Here is a 6,409-nt window from a genome sequence, read left to right as displayed (position 1 = left end):
CGTCTCGGCGATGGCCGCGTCCTGCGACGACGACCCCGCGAACGAGTACCCGGCCTGCCACGTCCACCAGCAGGACTGGGGCGTCCCCGTCAGCGCCCACCGGCCGCATGCACCGCAAGGGGGATCCGGGACCGCTCACGGCTCAGCCGTTCACAGCCCGACGTCGCGGCCGTTGATGTCGGCGAGGGACTCGCGGCGTATCAGCAGCCGGGCGCGGCCTTCGTGGACGGCGGCCACGGGCGGGCGGCCGACCGCGTTGTAACTGGACGCCATGGAGAGGTGGTAGGCGCCCGCGACCGGGATGGCCACCAGGTCTCCCGGGTGGACGTCGCCCGGCAGCGCCGCATCGGCGGCGAGTACGTCACCCGCCTCGCAGTGGCGGCCGACGACCGTCGCCGTGCAGGGTTCGGCCGTCGAGCGGCGGCCGATGAGGCGGGGCGCGTAGCGGGCGCCGTACAGCGCGGGCCGTGGGTTGTCGCTCATTCCGCCGTCCACGGCCACGAAGACGCGGTCGCCGGTGCGCTTGACGGCGAGCACCCGGTAGAGCGCCACGCCCGCGGGCCCCACCAGGGCGCGGCCGGGTTCGATGGTGAGACGGGGTGCGGGGATACCGGCGGCGGCGCAGCTCGTGGCCAGTTCGCGGCGGAGGCGGTCGCCGAGCGAAGGGATGTCGAGCGGGTCCTCGCCGGGACGGTAGGCGACGGCGTGGCCGCCTCCCATGTCGAGCTCGGGCAGCGCGATTCCGTGCTGGCGGTGGACCTGGGCCAGGAGTCCGACCATGCGTCGGAGCGCGGTCAGGTAGGGCTTGACCGCGGTGATCTGTGAGCCGATGTGGCAGTGCAGTCCGACCAGTTCGAGGTGCGGCTGGTCGAGGATCCGGGCGATGGCGTGCTGGGCGCTGCCGTCGGTGAGGGAGAGCCCGAACTTCTGGTCGTCCGTGCCGGTGCGGATCGCGGCGTGGCCGCCCGCGCCGACCCCTGGGATCACGCGCACCAGCACCTTCTGCCGGGCGCCGTGCGGGACGAGCGCGGCGAGCCGGGCGATCTCCCACGCGCTGTCGATGACGATCCTCCCGACGCCGAGACGCAGCGCGGTGCTCAGGTCGTCCGGGCTCTTGGCGTTGCCGTGCAGCACGATGCGGGCGGGAGGAAAGCCGTTGGTGACGGCGAACTCCAGCTCACCGGCCGAGCAGACGTCCAGGCCGAGGCCCTCCTCCCGTACCCAGTGCAGGAGGGCGCGGCAGAGGAACGCCTTCGCCGCGTAGACGACGTCGGTGTCCGGGAAGGCCCGCAGGTAGGTACGGCAGCGTTCCCGGACCTCGCCCTCGTCGAGGAGGTAGACCGGCGTCCCGAACCGCTCGGCGGCCTCGACGAGCGAGACACCTCCCACCGCGACATCGCCGCGGGCGGTGAGCCGTGCGGAGGCGGGCCAGACGGAAAGACCTGCGGTGTTGCCCGGCGGCACGGGGACCGCGTGCGGCATCGTCGGTACCGATGTCGGAGCCGACAGGGCCGGCAGTGTGGTGTTCATGTTGTTCCCCCGCCGGTCAAGAGGTCGATGCGGACAACGACGGTGCGCTGCTCGCGCGCAGCGCTCGGACCGGTCGCGGCTCCCGTGCCGGACGGCGCTCGCGCCGGGGTTCGGCGGCGGCGAGGCCGCGGGGCCCGGGGGCGGTCATCAGCGGGTCGACGGTGAGGCCGACGACGCCCAGGGGCGCGACGAGCGCGCGCAGCGCCGGCTCGGAGAGCCGGATCCAGGCCTGCTGCCGCCCCAGGGTCCGGGTCAGCCGTGACTCCTCGGTGAAGGCGACCGCGGTACGGCCGCCGAGAGGCGTACGGAAGAGGCGGGCGCAGCAGCCCACCGGTCCCGGCCGGACCGGAACGAACAACGTTCCGGCCCGGTTCGGTTCAAGGGGGTCGGAGTCCTCTGCGCACTGGCTGTCGTTCATGGCACTCCTCATGGAGACGGATCGGCGCCCCGGTCTGCCGGCAAGCCGGGGCATGACTTCGACGCTATGCCCGCCCCCACCGGATCGGAGGTGCCCGTTGGCGGACCCTTGATCCCGAACGCCCGACCCTTGACGCGCGATTGACGGCGGCCGCCCGCAGCGGCTCGTCCGTCGCCGCCCACCCCACCGGCCGGCGACGGGCCATCCGCCCCCTGCACGCCTGACATCTCGTGGCGCCACGCGACACCACGCGACACCACTCGGCACCACTCGGCACCACGAGGCACCATCTGGCACCGTCTGGCGCCATTCCACGCCACCCGAGAGGGATGGACCTCTCCGACACCACCGCCAGCCAGGCGGACTCCAGTCTATTTACGCAGGTCAGACACTATCTACCGGATACGACTCCAAAGACTGCGCCACACGGCTTGCGCATGGCGCCACGATGGTGCCAAGATGGCGTCATGGACCTCACCCCGTATGTCGACACCCTCCGCCGCGAACTTGCAGTGGCCGCCGAGGCCGGCGGCGACGAAGCCCGCGCACTGGCAGAGAGGCTCACCGCCCCTCTGGAGTCGGCGACCCGGCTGACCATGCTCAACGTGCTCTCCGCCGCGATGGACGAGATCACCCGCGAACTCGCGCCCGGCTCGGTCGACGTACGACTGCGCGGGCTCGACCCCGACTTCGTGGTGACTCTGCCGGCCGCCGGCATCGCCCCCGCGGAGCCCGCCGCGCCCGCCGAGCCGCTCAAGGCCCCGGCCCCGGCGGACGGCGAGGAGGGCGGCACCGCACGCGTCAACCTGCGCCTGCCGGCCCACCTCAAGGCGCGCGCCGAGGAGACCGCGAGCCGCGAGGGCCTGTCGGTCAACGCATGGCTGGTGCGCGCCGTGTCGGCCGCGGTCGACGGCGGCACCGGGCCACGCACGACAGAGAAGAGCCAGACGCTCGGACAGGGCTACACGGGCTGGGTGCGCTAGCTCACCCCCGCCTGCACGACTTCACCCACACCACGTCCCACCAGCGGGGACGCCCTGAGGACTCAAGAGGACGGGACAGCCATGCCTTCTTTCGACACCCCCGAAGCGATCTCGGTCACCGCGCACGTGGAGGCCGGTTCCATCCAGTTCACCGCCGGCGACCGCCCCGACACCGTCGTCGAGGCGCGGCCCCGCGACCCGAAGAAGGACCAGGACACCCGGGCGGCCGAGCAGACCGAGGTCACCTACGTGGGCGGCGTACTGACCATCCGGACACCCAAGCAGCGCTACCTGATCGGACGCACCGGCACCGTCGACGTGACCGTCGAACTGCCGACGGGCTCGCGCATCGACGTCACCGGCGCCTGGGCCCAGGTGCTCGGCGAGGGCCGGCTGGGCGAGGTCCGCGTGAAGACCTCGTCGGGCGACGTCCGACTCGACACGACCGGCCCGCTGCACCTGACCGCTTCGCACGGCTCGATCACCGTGGACCACGTGGAGGGCAAGGCCGAGATCACCACCAGCTCGGGCAGCCTGCGCGTCGGCCTCGTCAACGGATCCGCCGTCCTGAAGAACTCGCACGGCACCACGACCGTCGGCGCCGCGACCGGCGATCTGCGGGTGAGCGGCTCCAATGGCGACATCGACATCACCCGCGCCGAAGGATCGGTCACGGCCACCACTGCCCACGGCACCCTGCGAGTGGCGGAGATCGCCCGCGGAACAGCCCAGTTGGAGACGAACCACGGAGCCATCGAGGTCGGCATCCGCGAGGGCACGGCCGCCTGGCTCGACGTCAACTCCGGAGCCGGCCAGGTACGCAACACCCTCACCGCCTCCGAGACCCCGGCGGAGACCGAGGACACCGTCAAGGTCCACGCCCGCACCCGGTTCGGCAACATCGACATCCGCCGCGCCAAGGCCTGACCCCGGGGCGGCCGCCCCGGTCCACCCGGTCCTGCCGGGCAGCCGGCCTCGGTCCGCCCTCGGTCCGCCCAGCCCCACCGGGCAGTCACCCCCGGTCCGCCCGGTTCCGCCGGGCGGGCGGCGCCGGTCCGCCCGGTCCACGGGGCAGTCGGCCCCGTCGCCCGGCTCCCCGGGCCGCGCGCCCGGCCCAATCCTCCGGCCCAATCCTCCGGCCCGATCCTCCGACCCGATCCCCCGACCCAGCCCAGCCCCGCCCAGCCGCTTTCAGCCCTCGAACGGGAGAGCCCCATGCCTTTTCCTGTCATGCTCACGTCCAGAAAGGGTGACGGCCGTCCGTCGCCGGACGCCGTCTCCGCCGTCGGTCTGCGCAAGTCGTACGGCGACAAGGTCATCCTCGACGGGATCGACCTGCACATCCCCGCCGGCACCGTGTTCGCGCTGCTCGGCCCGAACGGTGCAGGCAAGACCACCGCCGTGAAGATCCTCTCCACCCTCGTCACCGCCGACGCCGGCCGGATTCACGTCGGCGGCCACGACCTGGCCGCCGACCCGCAGGCCGTGCGTGCCGCGATCGGCGTCACCGGGCAGTTCTCCGCCGTCGACGGACTCATCACCGGCGAGGAGAACATGCTCCTCATGGCCGACCTGCACCACCTCTCCAAGCAGGAGGGGCGACGGGTGACCGCCGAACTCCTCGAACGCTTCGACCTGGTGGAGGCCGCGACGAAGCCCGCCTCCACCTATTCCGGTGGCATGAAGCGCCGCCTGGACATCGCCATGACCCTGGTCGGGAACCCGCGGATCATCTTCCTCGACGAGCCGACGACCGGCCTCGACCCCCGCTCGCGGCACAACATGTGGCAGATCATCCGCGGGCTCGTCTCGGACGGGGTCACCATCTTCCTCACCACCCAGTACCTGGACGAGGCCGACGAACTCGCCGACCGCATCGCGGTGTTGAACGACGGAAAGATCGCCGCCGAGGGCACCGCCGACGAACTCAAGCGAATCGTCCCCGGCGGACACGTCCGGCTCCGCTTCACCGACCCGGCCGCCTACCGGTCCGCCGCTTCGGTTCTCGGCGAGGTCACCAGGGACGACGATTCCCTCTCCCTGCAGATCCCCAGCGACGGCACCCAGCGCGAACTGCGCGCCGTCCTCGACTGGCTGGACACCGCCGGCATCGAGGCCGACGAACTGACCGTGCACACCCCCGACCTCGACGACGTGTTCTTCGCCCTGACAGGCAGCAGCCGGCAGGCGCAGGCCGACCAGCCCAAGGAGACAGCCCGATGAGCACCCTGCCCCTCGCCGTACGCGACTCCAGCACCATGCTCCGCCGCAACCTCCTGCACGCCCGCCGCTACCCCTCGCTCACCCTGAACCTGCTCCTCACCCCGATCATGCTGCTCCTGCTCTTCGTCTACATCTTCGGCGACGTCATGAGCGCCGGCATCGGCGGCGGCAACGCCACCCGCTCCGACTACATCGCCTACATCGTCCCCGGCCTCCTGCTGATGACCATCGGCAGCACCACGATCGGCACGGCGGTCTCCGTCTCCAACGACATGACCGAAGGCATCATCGCCCGCTTCCGCACCATGGCCATCCACCGCGGTTCCGTACTCGTCGGACACGTCGTCGGCAGCGTCCTGCAATGCATCGCCAGCGTCGTCCTCGTCGGCGCCGTCGCCGTGGCCATCGGGTTCCGCTCCACCGACGCCACCACCCTGGAGTGGCTCGCCGCGTTCGGACTCCTCGTCCTCTTCGCCACGGCCTTCACCTGGATCGCCGTCGGCATGGGCCTCATCAGCCCCAACGCCGAAGCCGCCAGCAACAACGCACTCCCCATGATCCTGCTGCCCCTCCTGTCCAGCGCCTTCATCCCCGTCGACACCATGCCCGGCTGGTTCCGGCCGATCGCCGAGTACCAGCCCTTCACCCCGGCGATCGAGACCCTCCGGGGCCTGCTGCTGGGCAGCGAGATCGGCCACAACGGGTGGCTCACCCTCGCCTGGTGCCTGGGCCTCACCGCCCTCGGCTACTTCTGGTCGACCTCGAAGTTCAACAGCGACCCGGTCTGAGGGCTGTCCCGTTCGGCGCACGCCGGCACCGGAGACCCCACAACTCGCCCCGCCCCAGGGCGGCGTACTCCGACACCACGTCGGTGTACGCCGCCCCGGACCCGTTTCACGTACTCGTACCGGGCGACGGGCGACGGGCGACGGGCGACGGGCAACGCCTGCCGGGAGCGGCACCAGCAGGGGGCGGGCCGGAAGTTCGCTTCGGGGCGGCCAGGACCCACGCGGCGAAGGCATCGACGCCATCCACCACCACTTCGAAGCACGGGGAGTCGAACAGGTCGAAAGTGCGCTGCCCGCCCGGCAGTTAGGCGTAGGACAGGGTGCTGTCCGAGACGTGGCGCAGTCGGGCGACGAAGTTCCGGGCACCCTCGACGGTTCCCGGCGCGTCCTCGGCGCCGTGAACCGTCGAGGATCGGCGGCGAACCTGAGTGGACGCATCCCTGGCGGTGGGGGATCATCCGATCCCC

General features: G+C 71.8%; 6 protein-coding genes. 4 read left to right on the top strand and 2 right to left on the bottom strand.

All coding sequences use genetic code 11. The annotated features are described in order from the left end of the window. Window positions 1-150: 150 nt before the first annotated feature. Window positions 151-1,482: a diaminopimelate decarboxylase gene (gene lysA / locus ABT025_RS39115; RefSeq protein WP_351003569.1), complete on the bottom strand. Its 1,332-nt coding sequence runs from the start codon at window positions 1,480-1,482 to the stop codon at window positions 151-153. A gap of 64 nt (window positions 1,483-1,546) precedes the next feature. Then, on the bottom strand, window positions 1,547-1,948 hold the full coding sequence (locus ABT025_RS39110) for an SAV_915 family protein (RefSeq protein ID WP_351003565.1): 402 nt from the start codon (window positions 1,946-1,948) through the stop codon (window positions 1,547-1,549). 467 nt (window positions 1,949-2,415) lie between these two features. On the opposite strand from ABT025_RS39110, the gene ABT025_RS39105 reads away from it, so the two are divergent. The 4 genes from ABT025_RS39105 to ABT025_RS39090 all read left to right on the top strand — a co-directional run bounded on the left by ABT025_RS39105 (window position 2,416) and on the right by ABT025_RS39090 (window position 5,942). Then, window positions 2,416-2,931: a hypothetical protein gene (locus ABT025_RS39105; protein ID WP_351003563.1), complete on the top strand. Its 516-nt coding sequence runs from the start codon at window positions 2,416-2,418 to the stop codon at window positions 2,929-2,931. An 81-nt stretch (window positions 2,932-3,012) separates the two neighbouring features. Continuing rightward, window positions 3,013-3,858, top strand: coding sequence for a DUF4097 family beta strand repeat-containing protein (locus tag ABT025_RS39100; protein ID WP_351003561.1), 846 nt, complete (start codon window positions 3,013-3,015; stop codon window positions 3,856-3,858). A gap of 288 nt (window positions 3,859-4,146) precedes the next feature. Continuing rightward, on the top strand, window positions 4,147-5,154 hold the full coding sequence (locus tag ABT025_RS39095) for an ATP-binding cassette domain-containing protein (protein ID WP_502972134.1): 1,008 nt from the start codon (window positions 4,147-4,149) through the stop codon (window positions 5,152-5,154). Next, window positions 5,151-5,942 (top strand): ABC transporter permease, encoded by a 792-nt coding sequence (locus tag ABT025_RS39090; protein WP_351003559.1) that lies wholly within the window; start codon window positions 5,151-5,153, stop codon window positions 5,940-5,942. Before ABT025_RS39095 ends, ABT025_RS39090 begins: the two co-directional genes overlap by 4 nt. The last annotated feature ends 467 nt before the right edge of the window (window positions 5,943-6,409 follow it).

Origin of the sequence: Streptomyces sp. NPDC002809, assembly GCF_040295435.1 — a bacterium.
Taxonomy (GTDB): Bacteria; Actinomycetota; Actinomycetes; order Streptomycetales; family Streptomycetaceae; genus Streptomyces.
This window is presented reverse-complemented; position numbering and strand designations above follow the sequence as displayed.

What these genes read in the sequence shown, in the direction of transcription:
- ABT025_RS39105 (WP_351003563.1), top strand. Translation starts at nt 2,416, where the DNA reads ATGGACCTCACCCCGTATGTCGACACCCTCCGCCGCGAACTTGCAGTG.
- ABT025_RS39100 (WP_351003561.1), top strand. Translation starts at nt 3,013, where the DNA reads ATGCCTTCTTTCGACACCCCCGAAGCGATCTCGGTCACCGCGCACGTG.
- lysA (WP_351003569.1), bottom strand. Translation starts at nt 1,482, where the DNA reads ATGCCGCACGCGGTCCCCGTGCCGCCGGGCAACACCGCAGGTCTTTCC.
- ABT025_RS39090 (WP_351003559.1), top strand. Translation starts at nt 5,151, where the DNA reads ATGAGCACCCTGCCCCTCGCCGTACGCGACTCCAGCACCATGCTCCGC.
- ABT025_RS39095 (WP_502972134.1), top strand. Translation starts at nt 4,147, where the DNA reads ATGCCTTTTCCTGTCATGCTCACGTCCAGAAAGGGTGACGGCCGTCCG.
- ABT025_RS39110 (WP_351003565.1), bottom strand. Translation starts at nt 1,948, where the DNA reads ATGAACGACAGCCAGTGCGCAGAGGACTCCGACCCCCTTGAACCGAAC.